The 16513-nt window shown below is 66.6% G+C and carries 15 protein-coding genes; 4 read left to right on the forward strand and 11 right to left on the reverse strand.

Annotation, left to right across the window (positions count from 1 at the left end):
* Window position 1: 1 nt before the first annotated feature.
* The gene (locus AB5J73_RS42115; protein WP_370964704.1) at window positions 2-163 is read right to left on the reverse strand and encodes a hypothetical protein; all 162 of its coding nucleotides are present in this window, start codon (window positions 161-163) and stop codon (window positions 2-4) included.
* Between the two features lie 378 nt (window positions 164-541).
* On the opposite strand from AB5J73_RS42115, the gene AB5J73_RS42120 reads away from it, so the two are divergent.
* Together AB5J73_RS42120 and AB5J73_RS42125 are read left to right on the forward strand one after the other, a co-directional pair.
* A complete protein-coding gene (locus tag AB5J73_RS42120; protein WP_370964706.1) occupies window positions 542-811 on the forward strand; it encodes a hypothetical protein in 270 nt (89 codons plus the stop codon).
* Window positions 812-975: 164 nt separating this feature from the next.
* Entirely contained in the window at window positions 976-2475 is a 1500-nt protein-coding gene (locus AB5J73_RS42125) for a recombinase family protein (RefSeq protein ID WP_370964708.1), read from the forward strand.
* Window positions 2476-3893: 1418 nt separating this feature from the next.
* Here AB5J73_RS42125 and AB5J73_RS42130 read toward each other — a convergent pair.
* Both AB5J73_RS42130 and AB5J73_RS42135 read right to left on the reverse strand, forming a co-directional pair.
* Window positions 3894-5678, reverse strand: coding sequence for a tetratricopeptide repeat protein (locus AB5J73_RS42130; protein WP_370964710.1), 1785 nt, complete (start codon window positions 5676-5678; stop codon window positions 3894-3896).
* A gap of 496 nt (window positions 5679-6174) precedes the next feature.
* Window positions 6175-6825, reverse strand: a complete 651-nt coding sequence (locus AB5J73_RS42135; protein ID WP_370964712.1) for a type I-E CRISPR-associated protein Cas6/Cse3/CasE — start codon at window positions 6823-6825, stop codon at window positions 6175-6177.
* A gap of 90 nt (window positions 6826-6915) precedes the next feature.
* Here AB5J73_RS42135 and AB5J73_RS42140 point away from each other — a divergent pair, with 90 nt between their 5' ends.
* Window positions 6916-7374: a hypothetical protein gene (locus tag AB5J73_RS42140; RefSeq protein WP_370964714.1), complete on the forward strand. Its 459-nt coding sequence runs from the start codon at window positions 6916-6918 to the stop codon at window positions 7372-7374.
* Between the two features lie 36 nt (window positions 7375-7410).
* Here AB5J73_RS42140 and AB5J73_RS42145 read toward each other — a convergent pair whose 3' ends face one another.
* The 5 genes from AB5J73_RS42145 to AB5J73_RS42165 form a co-directional block, all read right to left on the reverse strand.
* The gene (locus AB5J73_RS42145) at window positions 7411-8640 is read right to left on the reverse strand and encodes a pentapeptide repeat-containing protein (protein WP_370964716.1); all 1230 of its coding nucleotides are present in this window, start codon (window positions 8638-8640) and stop codon (window positions 7411-7413) included.
* 189 nt (window positions 8641-8829) lie between these two features.
* Complete coding sequence (locus tag AB5J73_RS42150) at window positions 8830-9072, reverse strand: hypothetical protein (protein ID WP_370964718.1); 243 nt, start codon at window positions 9070-9072, stop codon at window positions 8830-8832.
* 400 nt (window positions 9073-9472) lie between these two features.
* A complete protein-coding gene (locus AB5J73_RS42155; RefSeq protein ID WP_370964720.1) occupies window positions 9473-10882 on the reverse strand; it encodes a pentapeptide repeat-containing protein in 1410 nt (469 codons plus the stop codon).
* A 168-nt stretch (window positions 10883-11050) separates the two neighbouring features.
* Complete coding sequence (locus AB5J73_RS42160; protein ID WP_370964722.1) at window positions 11051-11569, reverse strand: hypothetical protein; 519 nt, start codon at window positions 11567-11569, stop codon at window positions 11051-11053.
* Window positions 11570-11833: 264 nt separating this feature from the next.
* Window positions 11834-12040 carry a hypothetical protein gene (locus tag AB5J73_RS42165; RefSeq protein ID WP_370964724.1) on the reverse strand — a complete coding sequence of 69 codons (207 nt, stop codon included), beginning with the start codon at window positions 12038-12040 and terminating at the stop codon, window positions 11834-11836.
* A 235-nt stretch (window positions 12041-12275) separates the two neighbouring features.
* On the opposite strand from AB5J73_RS42165, the gene AB5J73_RS42170 reads away from it, so the two are divergent.
* A complete protein-coding gene (locus tag AB5J73_RS42170) occupies window positions 12276-14378 on the forward strand; it encodes a hypothetical protein (RefSeq protein WP_370964726.1) in 2103 nt (700 codons plus the stop codon).
* Window positions 14379-14891: 513 nt separating this feature from the next.
* Here the strand turns inward: AB5J73_RS42170 and AB5J73_RS42175 are convergent.
* The 3 genes from AB5J73_RS42175 to AB5J73_RS42185 all read right to left on the reverse strand — a co-directional run bounded on the left by AB5J73_RS42175 (window position 14892) and on the right by AB5J73_RS42185 (window position 16397).
* Window positions 14892-15779 (reverse strand): PIN domain-containing protein, encoded by an 888-nt coding sequence (locus AB5J73_RS42175; protein WP_370964728.1) that lies wholly within the window; start codon window positions 15777-15779, stop codon window positions 14892-14894.
* A 165-nt stretch (window positions 15780-15944) separates the two neighbouring features.
* A complete protein-coding gene (locus AB5J73_RS42180; RefSeq protein ID WP_370964730.1) occupies window positions 15945-16109 on the reverse strand; it encodes a hypothetical protein in 165 nt (54 codons plus the stop codon).
* A 63-nt stretch (window positions 16110-16172) separates the two neighbouring features.
* Window positions 16173-16397 (reverse strand): hypothetical protein, encoded by a 225-nt coding sequence (locus tag AB5J73_RS42185; protein WP_370964732.1) that lies wholly within the window; start codon window positions 16395-16397, stop codon window positions 16173-16175.
* Window positions 16398-16513: the final 116 nt, after the last annotated feature.

The raw sequence follows: 16513 nt of genomic DNA on the forward strand, positions 1-16513 counted from the left end.
GTCAGAAGCGGATGCTTCCCTGCACCATGCTGGTGCCGTGTTCCTGCTGTCCCAACTGCTGGGCCGAGACATCGACCACGGGGAAGGCCTGCAGGGGGAGGGTCGGTGGGATGGCGACATCGGCCTCGGTACCGGCCGTGACTCCCAGCGGGGAACGCGTCACGCTCTGTGGCATCCGTCGACATCCGCATCCAGCGCGTAACAGTGCCCGAAAGCCGCTTCCGGTCACGAAAAGAACTCAGCCGACGATGTTCACGATCATTTCCGCTGGTGACCACAGTGAGCGACTGACTCACTATCGTTACCTAGGGTAATAAATTGAAACTTCAAGTTCACTCGTTCGGAGCAAGTGGAGACGTGACACGTCGCCCCGAGCTGCATTACGACATGAGCGCGCACTGTCACTGGCCGGCGGCGAGCCCGCGAGACGACGACCTACCCCCACCTCCGGAGCTGCGGACAACGGAAACTGCACGTCCAGCCCGACCTGAGCCTATGGGTCAACGGCCGCTGCCGGTTCGTCGGCGAACTCAAATACCGCATGGACACCGGCACCGGAGACGCCCAGCACCTCTACCAAACCCTCGCCTACGCAACCGCCACCGGACTGCCCGACGCAACACTCATCTACGCCGACGGCCCACCGACCGGCAGCATCCACAACCTGCCCCGCGCCGGCACCAGAATCCACGTGCGACACCTCGACCTTGCCGCGAGCACCGACGAGATCCTCGGACAGATCAGGCGCCTTGCCCAGCACATCAAGCACGACGTCGCGCATCCCGCCAACCCGGGACGCTCCGGCCCCTGATCTAGCTTCCCCCTGCCGGCTGCAATCGGTAGCGAGTTGAACTCAGCGCTGATATTGACAGAAAAACGTGGCGGCTCGACCGCTTACCGCCTCGAACGAGGTACCTCCCTGGCCAGCAGATCTAGCATCACCGACCCTGATGATTGTGGCGGGGAAAGTCATAGTTGCTCGAGTTCGGAGGCGACGTCGTGGACGCCCCGGCTGATCCCTGGGCTGAGCTCGACGCCCTATGGGGGAGTGCCCCCGCCTCAGCCGCCGAGACGAACGCGCAATCGTTCGCCTTCTACGGCAGGTGCTCGACCGAGGACCAACAAGACCCAGCCACATCTCGTAGCTGGCAGTTGCGCAACGCGTGCCGGTTCGTGGAGCCGCTCGGCGGCCAGGTCGTCGAGGAGTACTTCGACATCGGCCAGTCCCGCTCGGTTCCCTGGCATCGCCGACCGGAGGCCGGTCGCCTCCTCGACGGGCTCAGGGCCACGACGCGCCGGTGGACGGCGGTCGTCGTCGGCGAAGGCACCCGGTGCTGGTTCGGCAACCAATTCTCCCTCACTGCACCACGCATGGCCGCCTACAACGTCCAGCTGTGGGTTCCCGAGCTCGGCGGCTGCTATCAGCCCCGCAACCCCTCCCACACCATGCTGATGAGCCTCCTCGGCGGCATCAGCGAATCCGAACGCCAACACGTCCAAGCCCGCGTCCGCGCCTCCATGGACGCCCAAGTCATCAGCGAAGGGCGCCACGAAGGCGGACGAGCCCCGTACGGCTACGTCGTCGTCGACGGCGGACCCCACCCCCACCCGCGCAAAGCCGCCGACGGCCTCCAACTCCGCATCCTCCACATCGACGACGAAGCAGCCGACATCGTCCGCCGCATCTTCGCCGACTACCTCCGCGGCCTCGGCGACCACGCCATCGCCACCGGACTCGACCACGACCACATCCCCTGCCCCTCCGCACGCCACCCCGAACAAAACCCGCACCGCCGCGGCGACGGCTGGCTCGCAAGCACCATCCGCTCGATCCTCGAAAACCCCCGATACACCGGCTACGCGGTCTTCGGTCGCTGGACCAAAACAGAAGTCCTCCTCGACCCTGATGACGTATCAGCCGGCCACGCCGTCCGCTTCCGGCGAGCACCACCCGACCGAGTGGTCCGCTCCCGCATGCCGGCACATGCACCGATCATCACAGTCCAGCAGTTCACCCAGGTGCAGCTCCTCCGGCGGGCAAAGACCCTCACAGGCCGAAGCAAAGCTGACCGCCACGGGCGCCGTACACGCCACACGTACCTGTTTCAAGGACTCATCCGATGCGCCGCCTGCGATCGAAAGATGGTCAGCTCAACAACAGGCCCGCACCGCTACTACCGCTGCATACGGCGCGGGTCGACCAATCCACCGACGCATCCTTACTCGATCTCGGTCAGAGAAGATCACGTGCACCGAGCAGTCAAAACATGGCTCGAAGACCTCGACGCCTCCGAGGCGGCGGTTAAATCGACCCTTGCCCCTCTCGTTGAGACGCCCTCACTCAGCGATGAGCCAGCAAGAACTTACCGCGCCTTGCAGCTTCTAATTGCTTACGACCATCGCACCGCGACCTTGACGATGACCTTGCAACCGCCTGGCTTGGGCCCTCGGCTGCACAATCGCATGCGACTATGAGCTGAGCTCTCGCGCTGATGGCAGCCGGCACAGTGCAGTCAGCCGCGGCTAGCACGCAGCGCCGGGCCAGATCACGGACCTCGAGCAGCGTCAGCGGGGTGCGCCGCCAGGTCCACCCCGGGCAATGGAGCTTCGCGGCGTCGGCGGTGACGGTCGGGCTGAACCTATGCCAGAGCACAGCGACCTGACTTGCTGGACGTCACAGCAGAGACCTCGACAACCACCAACGTCGAGCCGCCAGCCCGGCCAGGCTCTCCGCCGGCGGCACTGCCTGCTCGCGCGTCGTCGTCGCCGCGGTCGCCGAGCCTGTCGTCCCACTGCTGGAAACAGCCGGGCACGAAGGGTCGCTGCGGCTCTACCGCGACACTCACGGCCATCCTCATGTCCGGGATCAGCGCGGTGAACGGGTTCCCCTGCGGAGCCGGGCGAGGTCGGGCAACGCGATCAGCTCCAGCTGCCCCGGCGAAGGCGTGCGGCGGGCCGCGCCCTCGAGGCAGCGACCGCAGGTGATCTCTTCATCGGTGACCTGCAGCCGGTCCTGGAAGTCCCAGCCGCCGATCGCGGCTCCGCGGGCAGGCAGCCACTGGTCGTTGACCTCGTGAACGGTGCACGGCCCCGAGCACCGGGGTGCGCGGCGGCCCAGACCGCCGGCTCCGCAACGCCGGCGGGGCGGGCGTGGCGGGTGCGGCGCCGGAACACGCCCAGCCCGCCCCCGGGCCGCGCGATCGGGGACAGCTCAGGCAACAAGCTCGGCTCCGGGGCGGCGTCCATGACCTCCACGGCGACAGCAACTCCCGGTGATATTCCGGCGCCATACGGTGACAATGCCGCCGCAACGGCCGAAGAAGAAAGAGCTCATGCCACGCACGATCCGGCCGCGGTGTCACCGGCGGCCGATGTCGGCGACACCCCGACGCAAAGCCGGCAGGACGTCGCAACCGAAGTCGGTGGCAAGGCCCGTCTTCCCCACGGGCCTCGCCACCACAAACAGCCTAGCGCATACTCGAACTCGCGTTCGACAACGTCACCGGTCTCACGCTCGAGCCGCCGCTGCGCCCGAATCTCGAGCAGCTGCGCTACCGCTGCCCGGCCGGGCACGACCTGAGCGTGGCCGGCGCGGTCACCGGCGCCTGCCACGCCCTCGGCGTGCTGCAACGCACCTGTCTGGCCTGCGAGGCCCTGCGCGCGTCCCGGACGAGCTGGGCGTTGGTCGACGTCCACTGCCAGGCGCAGGTCCCCGCTGCAGAGCACGACGGGACCCGCCTCGAAGTTGTCGTCGCGCCAGCGGTCCCGGCCGGTCTCGGCGTCCTGCAGCTGCGCCGCGGCGCGACGCTGTTCGCGGCGGCCGGACTGCTGCCGTGCGGGACCTGCCGCCGGGCCGTGCTCGCCGACCTGACTGTGCCCGACCCGCACGCCCTTCAGTCACAAGGTCCACTTCCAATCGGCTCGTGGCGTTTATTTAACAGTCCACCTAGATTTGCCATCGCACTTGGATGACCAGCCTTCGACGCCTCACGATACCAGCGCTCCGACTCCGTCAACTGGCCCCGCTTCTGCAATAGCGTCCCAAGATTGTTCATTGCGTCCACATTTCCAATCGCGGCAGCACGGCGGAACCACCCCTCCGCCTCGACCTGCTCGCCACACTTTTGCAACAACGCACCCAGGTTCAGCATGGCGCCTGCAAGAGTAGCATTTGCCGCCTTTTGATACCAGAAGTCAGCCCCAGTCGAATCGCCGCAACTCTGCAGCAAAAAGCCGAGGTTTTTCATCGCCACCGGATGACCAATCTCGGCCGCTTGACGGTACCAAAGATCCGCCTCGGCTATTTTTCCTCGATTCTGCAATAACACACCCAAGAAGTTCATTGCACTTGGATGACCAGCCCTGGCCGCCTGGCCATACCAGCGCTCCGCCTCGGTGAATTTTTGTTGCTTCTGCAGTAGCGCTCCAAGGTTAGACATCGCCCCACTGAGCCCGGCCTCAGCAGCTTGGAGGTACCAATGTTCCGCCTCGATCGAGCCGCCTCGCTTCTGCAACAATGCAGCCAAGTTATTCATTGCCTCGACGTTGCCAATTTCGACGGCTTGACGGTACCAGCACTCGGCCTCAGTCAACTCAAGCTTATTCTGCAAAAGTAGACCAAGGTTGTTCATTGCGTCACAGTTCCCTGCTTCAGCAGCTTTGCGCCAAGCAAGTTCGGCGACCTCAGGGAGGTCGTGGAGTACTAAAGCTTGGTACCCAATAGAAGTTAGCTCACTAACCGCCGCTACATCGACTGCAATTTTCCATGCAGCAATTGGGACAGACCTACCGGCAGCCGCGAGCTGCTCAAGCGCCAAATCGTAAACACGGAAAGCGGCGCCACCAACGGGTTCCAGCAACGAAACGGTCGGGTTGATTTCACGAGTCGCCCATTCGAGGGCAGCGCTGTACTTTTTCTCGTCGTCGAGCTCAGATCGCCGTCGACCAGACAACCGCAACGCCGCAAGCCTCCGGAGCAGCGCCCTGGGGACCGGTCGGGTGATACCCATGAGCGACCAATCCGCGGCACCTACAACCAGGGCATAGCCGAGAGGACTTGCGTTCTTACCCACAGCAAGCTGGTCAAGGACATGCTGAGCAGCACCCACATACTCGCCGATTCCGATTCGAATGATTCGTCCGCGAATATCTTCATCGGGTATCGCGCGCCGCAGATCTTCTTCGGTGGGTCGATCTAGATCGCGGTCAAGTAGAACCAGATTGAAGAGCCGCAGGACGTCCCACTCGGGCGGTCGCAACTGGTCCGTGGGCTGGAATCGATCCCACTCATGTGCCCGCAAAGTCGCCACAACCCAGTTCGACTCACAGAACCGTTGAACGAGGCCCGCGGTGACACAGCCACCGACGAGAAACCTCTCGAGGTCGTCAAGCCAGATGACATGTTGTCGTGGAATGATTTCAGCTTTTTCGAGGTCACCGAGGGCGCTCGGGGAATCCGGTAACAAGAGCAGCTTGTCTCGCAAGGTCCGTCCAATCGTGGCGGCCGCCAGGCGGGTCTTGCCAACCATGGAGGGCCCCACGATCAGGACCGGCCGACGCGCGCGCAGATGATCGCCGACCTCACGCTCCTTGACTGCTCTCGAGACGTACGGGATATCGACCACGGCCGCGTGGACACGCAACTCTTCCAGGCTCACGTCGGCCACAACTTTGCCCACTGCGTTCAGGCTGCGATGAACGAGCGCCAGCTCGGCTGCCCGCTGCTCCCGCCAACGCTGCCACAGGGGACCTACACCACCGACGGTTACAGCCAGTCCCGCGGCCCCACCGCCAATCCACCATGCAGCGCCCTGCCATTTCTGGAGCGTGGCCAGCCCACCAGCACCAAGTAGCAATGCAGCTAGCACAGCGACAACGAGTCTTTGACTCTGTGGTCGAAGCCTGTCCCTGCCCACGACACCTCCTCTGGCCCAAACGACCAATCGCACCAGGGCAGCTAAACGTTATGAGGGTCGCCGCCGGACTCGCGAATCAGTAGCTCAGCTGTTACCGAGTCCAGTTGATACTGGAGTCAGCGAGGCTGACCGATTGCGGGCAAATCCTGCCGTTCGCATCCTGTGGCACCTCCACTCCTCAGGCAGACACAAAGGAGCCCAGATCAACAGTCCTAGGAAGCGCTCACACGCGCCATGACTCCGCAGTGAGTGCTCGCCGTCACCGGGCGCTATGCCCAGCTGCTCGTCGGCGCACTCTGCCTGCTCTGCTTGCTCGGCTTGCGTTGCAGAAACTGATCAGCTGGAGCCCACGCACACGAACGGTCGCCGGTACGGGTCCTGCGTAGTGACCCGGGCAAGTGCGCTCGCCGGCCGGCTGCCCGCCGCGATGCGCCGGTGGAACTCGATCATCGCTTGCGTCGCGGCGCTCCTGCCGACCGGCGTCGCTGCGGGCCCGGTCGAGTAGCCACTGCTGTTGCTGGGCGACGGTGACGTGGCCGAGGGGTTTGGTGGACTCCCATCCCTTACGACGTCCGGACCGGACCGGGTTGGCCGTCAGCCGGAATTGCCACTGCTGGCCAGCGCGGAGGCTGCCGAGGAGACCGTCGTAGGCGGCGGTCTGCCAGGCGTGAGTGGTGGGCCAGCCGGCCTGTTCGACGAGGTGCTGCAGGTCGGGTTTGTCGGGGCTGACGATGAACAGCAGGACGCGGTGGGTGGCGTAGGTGTCCACACGCCACAGGACGCGCCCGTCTTCGGCGGGGCGGGCGTCGGGGAAGCCGGCGAGCACGGCTGCGTGCATGGCCTGGGGTGAGGCGAGAAGTTTTTGCGCGCCGCGCCGGCGCGGGTTGAGCTGCATCTTGGTCAGGAACACGCGTCGCCTCCCAGCAGGGTCATCGGGTCGTGCTCGGCCAGCGGTTCGGCTGTGCCGTTCGGATTGGGGACCTGCACGGTGTCACGGACGATGGCGCGCCAGGCGTATTCGCGCCGGCCCGCCGCCCTGTTCATGACCCCCGCCATCACCGGCCTTCTCGCGCGCCACACGGGACTAGAGGTCGACGCCGAGCAGGCCCGTGATGGGCTGGGATGCCTCCACCGGTTGAACCTGATCACCGAAGACCCGTGCTCGGGCACGCGGACGGTGCGGGTGCATGCGTTGGTGCAGCGCGCCACCCGCGACGCTCTGCCCGCCACACGGTTTGCGGCTTTGGCGAGTGCGGCGGCGGACGCGCTGCTGGGCATCTGGCCGGACCCCGAACGAGACGCTGCTCTGGGGCAGGTGCTGCGTGCCAACACCGACACGCTGGCCGCCGGGGCGACATCGGCAGCGCGGCACCCGTTGTGGGCCTTGGGACCGGCGGCAGTCTTCCTCCCTGAGGCTGCCGCCGTCCTGGACACGCTGATCAGCGGCTATCTGGGCTGACGCGGCGTCCGAGCGGCCCGTCTTGAACCGATGGCCTCAAGACTGTGACGCCTCGATGGGGACAGGGTTGAACGGCGCGCCCTCGCTCGTCGTGCGTTCGAATGAAGTGATGCCATCGAAGGTCACGCCGCCGAACCCGGCGGTGCCGGAGAAAGTCACATAGTCGAACCAGGTGGCATCGGAGAAGGTCGCGCGGGCGAAGGAGGCGGCGCTGGAAAAGGTCGCATAGTCGAACCAGGCGGTCTCGGAGAAGGTCGCGCGGTTGAATAAGGCGGCGGAGAAGGTCGCGCGAGTGAACCAGGCAGCGCTGCAGAAGGTCGCGCGTTCAAACCTGGCAACGCCGGAAAAGGTCGCGCGGTCGAACGTGGCGATGTCGGAGAAGGTCGCCTCGCTGAACGAAGCTGAGCCGGAGAAGGTCGCGCGGTCGAATCGGGCTTTCCCTGTCCGTGCGTTATCGAGGGTGAAGTCGATCAGATGGGCGTTGGAGAGGTCGAGATCGATGTCCGCCCAGAAGGCCTCGGGACGGTTTGGGTTGAGATGGTCGGTGAGGATGCGCTGGGCGGCGAGGCGGACTTCGCGTTCTTGGGTCCGTTCCCGGTGTTCGGCGAGGAGCACGCGAGCTTCGTCGGTGTCAGCCTCGGGTGGCTGATCGTCGGGCAAGGTGTAGGGCATGCGCAGGTAGGCGCAGATGACGTTGACGATGCTCTGGCGCTGGCCGGGGTTGCCGTGGGCGAGGCGTTCCAGCGCGTAGAGCCCGGCCATGCGAACCGGGGCCTGCTCCGAGCCGAGCTGGTCGGCGGCCTTGGTGTAGAGCTCGGTGAGGTTCTTCTCGGTCGCGTCGACCTCGCTGTGCCACTGCCGCCGCACGGCAAGCAGCAACGCGAAGATGCCCGTGGTGCCCGCGCCGATCCCAAGCCCGGTCTTGATCGCATCCACCCGGGCAGCCCCGACGTCCTTCGCCGCCGAGGCCTCGCCCAGCAGCCAGCTCGTCGCACCCCACGCCACCACGATGACGACGATGGCCGCGCCGGCCACGAACCACCAGCTCATCACCGGCATCCGCGCCGACGGCGCCCGGCCGCCCCGCAACAACCGGGTCCCCACGGCAACGCACGCCACCGCGACTGCCAGCAGCACCAGCGCTACCGCGTGCGGCCGGGCCCATCGCCCCAGCGCCGCCCAGTCCGGCCACCCCAGCAGCACCGACACCGCCGCCAGCAACGACAGCCCACCCAACGCCATCATTCCACCGGCCTGCCGCGGCACCGCGCGACGGCTATCCCACCTCGTCATACGAGAACAATCGCGCGGCCACGCTCCGTCGCTACGAACTACGGTCCCGCCGCAGCCCCACAGCCAACACAGCGTCACAGATCGCTGACAGCGTGCTCGTCGAACTCGCTGTGCCCTTGAACTCTCTTCCTCTGCGTCGCGATGCGCGGAGGAATCTTGCGACTACGTGATGGCTGCGAGCAGTCCCCGCTGATGATCCGGCCAGAGCCGATGCCGCACATCCCCGTGCAGCTCGTCGACGCCGACCCAGCAGCCGCCGGCGTCCTCCGGCAGGGCCGGTCGCTCGCTTCGCCCGAGGTCGATGTGCACGGTGAAGGTGCAGGTCCAGGCGTGCAGGATGTGCGGGCTGCTGATCGGCCGGATCGTGCGCACGATTCGCATCCGCGCGTCGACGGGCACACGCACCCCGGTCTCCTCGCACACCTTGCGGGCCGCGGTGGTGAAAATGCCGCGCGTGTGACCGTCCGGTCTCCGGCGCGCCACTGCGCCGGGCTGCGGCCTTCGTCGGCCGGGATCGCGTAGCCGCCGGTCAAGCACGGGATCCGGCCGCGGTCGGCGTCGCGGGTGGTCAGCAGCACTGCCCCTGCCGCGGTGACCACGGCGTCGACGACTGCGGTCTCGCCGAGCCACCAGGCGAAACCCAACTCGGTCGGCAGCCCGATCCGCTGGTCGGCCAGCAGCTGCGCGTGGTGGGGGTGCGTGGTCGGCCGTGCTGGTCGAGCACCCACCCCCGGGACCGGAAGTAGTTCTGCAGCGCCGCGGGTATCTGGACGCATGTCGAGGACGGCGTCGGCATCTGGATGAGTTAGTCCGGCATGTCGCCGCTGCGATCGCTGTGACCATGCAAATTCAACTGGGTTTCGCTCCCGGTGCCCTGGTCGGCGAACGGCGCTACACCGGGTGGAACTCCCCGCGCGAATGTTGTTTCATCGATTCTGACCAAGTCGCCGAATGTCACATCACCAAAAAAGGCTTCGCAAGCGAACTCTACCTCGTCCATGTAGACATCTCCCGCAAATCTTGCGCCGTTAAAACTAATTCCACCAGCGAACCTTGCCCCAGTAAATCCAGTGCCTCCACTGAATTTCGCACCGGCAAACGATGTGTTTCCAGAAAATTTCACTTCACGAAAGCCTGCGTCCGCGTCGAACTTTGCATAACTAAATTGGGCATATCCGGCCACCTCCACATCATCGAAGGCGGCAATTCCCGCGAATTCAACAGCCTTGAAATATGCCTTATTCGCGAACTTCGAATCTATGAACCACGCATTCCCGGAAAACTTCGCATCTTCGAAGTTGGCATTCTCGACGAACCTTGCACCGATGAACCACGCCTCGTTGACCGCACAGTGCCTGAAGTCGAAGACGTAAAGGACAGCGCCGTTGAGGTCGAGGTTGATGCCATCCCAGAAGCTGGCATCCGGGTGCTCTCCGTGCCCGGGACGCAGGTGGCGGCAGAGAAGTCGTTGCGCAGTCAGCCGGACCTCGCGTTCTTGCCGGGCTTCACTGTCGGCCTGGGCCCGGGTGAGCGTTCCGGATGCGCTGTCGAGTTTCTGCTGCGCAACGGTTGTTCTCGCTGAGGTGGAAGTCATTAGCGGGCGCCGTACGCCTAGTCGAGGGGAGCCTGATGCGCCCGGCAGCGCATGGGGTGTACGAAGGTAAGCGCAGATCACGTCGACGATGGTCTGCCGCTGGTCAGGGTTGTTCTGCGCGACCCGTTCCAGAGCGTAGAGACCGCCATGGCGAACTGCGGCTTTGTCGGAGCCGAGTTGCTCGACGGCTTTCAGGTACAGCTCGGTGAGCCGTCGTTCGTGCGCGTCGTGCTCGGCGTGCGCTGCGGCGCGGTCAGCGACGGCCTGGTTCTGTGCCGCCACACGCACGGCCAACTGGTGGGTCTCATACTTATGCAACAGGTCCAGCTCGGCGGAGCGCTGCCGGCGGACCGCCAGCCACAGCCCGACCAACCCGCCGAGCCCGATACCGAGCGCTCCGGCGGTCCGCAACGCGTCCAACTGGCCCGTCGTCGCGCCGCGGCCCAGCAGCAGCCATGCCGCTCCACCCGCGACAGCGAGCATCACTGGAACGCCGGCCGCGATCACCCAGCGCGGAATCGGGTGTAGCACCGGCCGTGTCGATGGCACGCCCGACTCCGGCAGGCCGGAGGTCTCGGTGGTTACTGGATGGGTTGGCGTGGAGTCCCCTCGTTCCGTCACCACTGCATCGTCGCGCGATGCCTGCGACGACGCGACGATGACACGAATTCAGGCCTCGTCCACCGTCGCCTGGTCGCCTGGGCATCGCCGGACTGCACGGCAGCGACATCGATCGCATCCTGACCAGCTCGCGGCAGGACCAGCTGCTCGGCGGGGACTCGGGTTCGGTCAGCCGATCCCGAGCACGGACTTGGCGGTGGTCCAGTTGTTCAGCATCGCCGTCTGCGCGGCGGACAGGGTGACCTGGTGGGCGCAGACAGCCTTCTTCACGGCGTTCTCCACCGAGTCCTTGCTGTAGGAGTTCGGGCTGCCCGCGTGCGGCTCCGGCCAGAGGTTGCGCGGGTCCTTCGGAGCCCCGCCGAGCTCCAGCGGAAGGAAGTGGTCCTCCTCGTAGTCAGACATGCTCGTGTCGCTGTAGCCGTAATCGATGATGCCCTGCTGCTTCAACCCGTTGGTGTAGCTCGTCGACGGGCGGATCGTGGCCGTCCAGCCGGACACACAGATCGTCGAGCCGATCGTCGACTGGGTCACGTCCGGGTTCTTCGCCCCCGGTGTGCAGGCCGGGTCCGGCAACGGCAGGTAGACCTGAAAGCACGACGCCGTCGTCGACAGCGGGCCCGCAGCCATGGTTCCGGCGGCGTAGGCAGGGATACCGGCCAGGCCGACGGTGACCGCGGCGGCGGTCACGCAGGCACGAACAACGATGCGGCTCATCCGAGTCCTTTCCAGAACGACAGCGAGCCCCCAGGGCCCGGCTTTGCTTGGTCGCCTTCACCATGCGCAGCGCCGGCGACGCCACCATGACAGTGAAGAAGCCACCAGATGACCACACCACTGCGAAACTGTTCACCGCGATGGCTTTGTGTCACATCGTCCGGAACATCCCGACCTTCGGCGGGTCAGCCGTCACGACCTCGTGCACTCTCGGCGCAATGCCGTCCGGGCGCGGTGTCACAGCAGGCCGGCCTGGTGCAGGCGGAGCACCGCGGCGAGCACGCCGCTGCTGCTGAGAAGGGCACCGAGCAAGATCTTGAGCAGGGTCAGCGCCCGTGCGGCGCGCTGGTGGTCGGTGGTCGTGAGCGCGACCGCGGCGGCGGCGCCGGCGGCGGTGAGCAGTACCAGCGCGATGAGGGTGATCAACGGCGTCCACATGATCATGTCCTGTCCTCGGAGGTCGCGAGCCGGCTTCCCCGTGCTCGAGGACCAGCCGACCAGCCGCGGACAGGGTCCGGCACGGGCTCCGTACCGACCCGGACGACGGAGTCTGCGGGTCAGCACGCTGTGGCGGGCTGACCAGGAAAAATCTGGGAACGCTGGTGGCGGGAGTACGGTGTCCGGCACTGTCCGGTGACCGTCGCCGGACGGCGACAGAGACGCACCGGGGATGGTGGGCATGGATCCGGCGGCGATCAGCACGCTGTCCCAGCTGGCTGATGCCCTCGATCAGCTGCGACAGGAGCGATCACTCTCGCTGCAGGGTCTGGCCGATGCCGCCACGAAGCTGCCGGCGCGAGGCGGGCGGCGCCCGGCTCTGCCGCGGTCGACCACCAGCCACCTGCTCAACGCCAAGTCCGTGCCCGAGGCCGACACGATGGCGACGTTCCTGGCCGCTTGCGGCCTCCACGACCAGGAGTCGCAGCGGCCGTGGCTGCAGGCGCTGGAGCGGGTGGCCACCCAGCACCAGCGGCGCCCGCCGGGCGCGGTGCGGGTCCGCGACGCGCGGCCCCGGGTGCTGGGCGTTCATGCCGCGATCCAGACCGCCGGGCCGCCCGAGCACGCGCAGTCCGGGCCGGGTGAAGGTGAGCTGCCGCTGTATGTGCCTCGGGACTTCGACGCCGACCTGCGCACGAAACTCACCCTGGCCGGGCAGCAGGGCGGGTTCGTGCTGCTGGCCGGGGACTCCTCGGTCGGGAAGACCCGCGCCCTGTTCGAGGCCGTGCAGGCGGTGCTGCCGGACTGGTGGTTGCTGCACCCCCGCGACGCCGAGCTGCTGCGGGAGTTCACCGCGCATCCGGCCGGGCGGACGGTGGTGTGGCTGGACGAGCTGCAGGACTACCTCGACTTTGCCGGGGGCGTGCTGGCAGGCCAGGTCCGTGAGCTGATCGCGGCCGGGGTGGTGCTGGTCGCGACGTGCTGGCCCGGCGAGTACAGCAAGCGAGTGGCGCTGCCCGAGGACGGTCGACCGGACGACTCGTATGCCAACGACCGGCGCCTGCTCGACCTGGCCGACGTGCTGCATGTGCCAGGCCAGTTCAGCACCCACGAGCGGCGCCGCGCCGAGGAACTCGCCGGCACCGATCGCCGGATCCGAGTCGCGCTCGACACCCCCGACGCCGGTTTCACCCAGGTGATGGCTGCGGGCCCGGAACTGATCCGCCATTGGGAACAGGCGCCCGCCTATGCCAAGGCGGTCATCACCGCCGCACTTGACGCCCGCCGTGTCGGCGCCCACGCGCCCCTGACCCGCGACTACCTCGCCGACGCCGCACCCGGCTACCTGAACGAGCGCGAAATAGCCACCGCTCCCTCGGACTGGCTCGACGTTGCCCTGAACTACGCCACTAGATTGCTACACGGCGCCACCGCCACCCTCACCCCGGTCGCCGCCGGCATGGGAAGCATCGCCGGCTACCACGTCGCCGACTACCTGCACCAGCACGCCCTGCATGTCCGCCGTACCGAGCATCTTCCCGACGCCGTCTGGCGCGCGTTGGTCTGCCACCACCACTCCGATGACACCTCACGCCTCGCCAGCAACGCCCAACGCCGCGGCCGCGATCACGAAGCGCTCACTCTGAACCAGCAGCTTGCCGACAGGGGTGGCATGGTCGCCGCCTATCGGTTGGCCGGGCTGCTCGCTGAGCTGGGGCAGGTCGAGCAGCTGCGCGCCCGCGCCGACAACGGCGACAGGTTTGCCGCTGGCCGGTTGGCTATGCTGCTGGCCGAGCAGGGGCAAGTAGACGAGCTGCGCGCCCGCGCCGAGCACGGCGACGCGCGTGCTGCCGCCCAGTTGGCCGAGCAGGGGCAGGTCGACGACGCCATCCGGCTGCTGCGCGCCCGCACCGACAACGACGACAGCTTTGCCGCCGTGCGGTTGGCTGCGCTGCTGGCCGAACGGGGACAGATCGACGACGCCATCCGGCTGCTGCGCGCCCGCGCCGACAACGACGACGCGACCGCTGCCATCCCGTTGGCTGAACTGCTGGCCGGGCAGGGACAGATCGACGACGCCATCCGGCCGCTGCGCGCCCGCGCCGACAACGACGACGGGACCGCTGCCATCCGGTTGGCTGAGCTGCTGGCATCGCAGGGACAGGTCGAGCAACTGCGCGCCCGCGCCGACAACGGCGACAGCTTTGCCGCCAACCGTTTGACTAAGCTGCTAGCCGACGAGGGACAGGTTGCGGAACTGGAAAGAGAATTGGCGGCAGGAACGTCAGGTGCAGTCGCCGCTCTGCGTCACCTGCGGTCTCAGGTTCCGCCTCACTCGGATTGACAGCTGCAGCGCGGATCTCGCCCATCCGACAGACCAATAAGGCCGCCAACGCTACTGGCGCCGCGAGTGCCAGGGAGCAGATTCACGAGCACGTGTCGCCAGCGCGATGGGGGTAGAAAGTTCCGGGCGCGGTGCTCGATCGGGTGACAACTGTCGCGTGGCCGACCCGATCGCCGCGACGATGTCGATCATGAGCGCGACCGCGCCTCGCGAGGTGGGGGTTCAGCGAGTACCCGCCGCGAGTGGCTTCTGTTGGATGTGCGGACGTCCGGCGGTGGCCGGGGAACGTCTGCCCGGACGCCGGCGACGGCACCGTGTCCGCCTTCTGTGCCGCCAGCACGACCAGGCGGTGTTCGGCGAGCCCGGCCGGGCCGCGGACGAAAAGCAGAAGAACGCTGTCCAGCCACCGTCCGCGAGAGGCGCGAAGTAGCCACCCGGTCCCCGCACCCGCCGGGGCGACCGCCGCGGCACCTCGACAGCACCCGGCCGTCGGCCAATGCGACTCAACCCCGGTCAGGGCAGTTCGACGTACGGCAGGCCGACGGCGGCGAGCTTGGTCTGCAAGTTGATGTCGCCGGTGGCGACGTAGACCGCCGATCCTGGATGATCGGACTGCAGCAGGAGAGTGGAAGCAACGAACCGGTCGTCGGGCACGCTCAGGTCCAGCCAGGAGGGAAGTCGATCGTTCTTCGGCTCGATGTGCTCGAACACCGCCCACACCTCGCCGGCAACACGTACACCGCTCTGAACGTTTCCGTTGTTGCGCAGGCCTTTGAGCCGTCGTTCGGCACGCTTGGCTGCCTCGCGTAGGTCTTGCGTCCTGCCGCCACGCTTGAGGTCGTCGATCTCGCGGAGGACGACCGGGAGCAGGTGGACCATGTACTTGGCGCCGAGCGTGCTGACGTGTACGGCCAGGTCCGGGTTGTCGATGAGGGTGTTGGTGTCGACGGTGAGCCGGGTCGTGTACTCGTCGGCGGGAAGAAGGTTGGTCAGGCCACCGAGACCGTCCACTGTCTTCGCCAGCTGGCGGACAGCCTCGTTCAGGGTCGGCGGGACGTCGTGCGCGCCGCTTGTCCTGACCAGCCAGGATTCCAAAAGTTGGAAGTTTGAGTCCAGCCGCTCCCGGACGATGGGGGTCGGGTGGGGAAAGAGCAGCCGGAATCGCGGCTCCCAGTCACGGACTCGGCGCAGCAACGACATCCGATCGGCCTCGAGAACATCTGGGCTCGGTGCCCATCCCCAGGTCGGGTGGCCGATGAACAGCACGCCGCTGCCAGGGCGATTCGGATCGACGTTGATGATCTCGGAGGCCGACAGGATCTCGGCGAAGGCGGCGTGGATGTCGGTCAGCTCGGTCAGCAGGCGTCGCGCGTACGGCTCGGGTGCAGGTGAGCTGGTCATTGGTCGTGGCACGGTGCTCCTCTCGGGCGCTGCGGGGCCAATCGGATGCAGCTCGGTCGACCCGCCCGCTCGTGCCGCTGCCCGCCGACGCCTCTGCCGGGACCACGCCGACGGCGACGTCCGCTAACCGACCGCACGTGAGCGAACCGGACTGCCGCGAGCGCGTCAGCCGCCAGCGATCTCGATCCAGGAAGATCGGTCCCAAAGCATATGTGCCGGGTTCAGCGACTGGCTCAGCTCCCCGTCCGTCGGCGTGAAGTAGGTCCTGCCGTCGGGCAACGCGCGCCAGCGTCCACCGCCGAGCGACGCCCCCTCCGCTGCCTCGTACATGTTGCTGTCCTGCCTCAGCGAAGGTGATGCGGGACCACGCCTCCTGACTGCGCGGCATCAGTCTCATCGAGTTCGCCGCTCCTGGTTTGTCTCAGCAAATGTGATCCCAGCAGAAGCGGAGGGGCTGATCGTCTCGGCCGGGGGTGCGTCGCCGATGTACGCGGTAGTGCCGGCGCGGTGAAGAGACGGCGTTACCGACTGGATCAGGATCACGCCGAGGATCATGCCGATTCCGCCTGCCCAGACCGCAAGCAGGAACAAGGTGCGTATCGAGCACAGAACCTTCATTCGTCCGCTCCTCCCGACCGAGGTGCTCTGCTGCTGGCTTCGGCCTGTTCGGCAGTGCTTCCATCACAGAGCGATCACTTTTGGTCATACTGACAATTCATTGCTGTCCCTCGAAC

The sequence above is a fragment of the Amycolatopsis sp. cg9 genome (assembly GCF_041346945.1).
Lineage (GTDB): Bacteria > Actinomycetota > Actinomycetes > Mycobacteriales > Pseudonocardiaceae > Amycolatopsis.

What these genes read in the sequence shown, in the direction of transcription:
- AB5J73_RS42180 (WP_370964730.1), bottom strand. Translation starts at nt 16,109, where the DNA reads ATGTACGAGGCAGCGGAGGGGGCGTCGCTCGGCGGTGGACGCTGGCGC.
- AB5J73_RS42140 (WP_370964714.1), top strand. Translation starts at nt 6,916, where the DNA reads ATGGCGCGCCAGGCGTATTCGCGCCGGCCCGCCGCCCTGTTCATGACC.
- AB5J73_RS42175 (WP_370964728.1), bottom strand. Translation starts at nt 15,779, where the DNA reads ATGACCAGCTCACCTGCACCCGAGCCGTACGCGCGACGCCTGCTGACC.
- AB5J73_RS42165 (WP_370964724.1), bottom strand. Translation starts at nt 12,040, where the DNA reads ATGATCATGTGGACGCCGTTGATCACCCTCATCGCGCTGGTACTGCTC.
- AB5J73_RS42170 (WP_370964726.1), top strand. Translation starts at nt 12,276, where the DNA reads ATGGATCCGGCGGCGATCAGCACGCTGTCCCAGCTGGCTGATGCCCTC.
- AB5J73_RS42185 (WP_370964732.1), bottom strand. Translation starts at nt 16,397, where the DNA reads ATGAAGGTTCTGTGCTCGATACGCACCTTGTTCCTGCTTGCGGTCTGG.
- AB5J73_RS42120 (WP_370964706.1), top strand. Translation starts at nt 542, where the DNA reads ATGGACACCGGCACCGGAGACGCCCAGCACCTCTACCAAACCCTCGCC.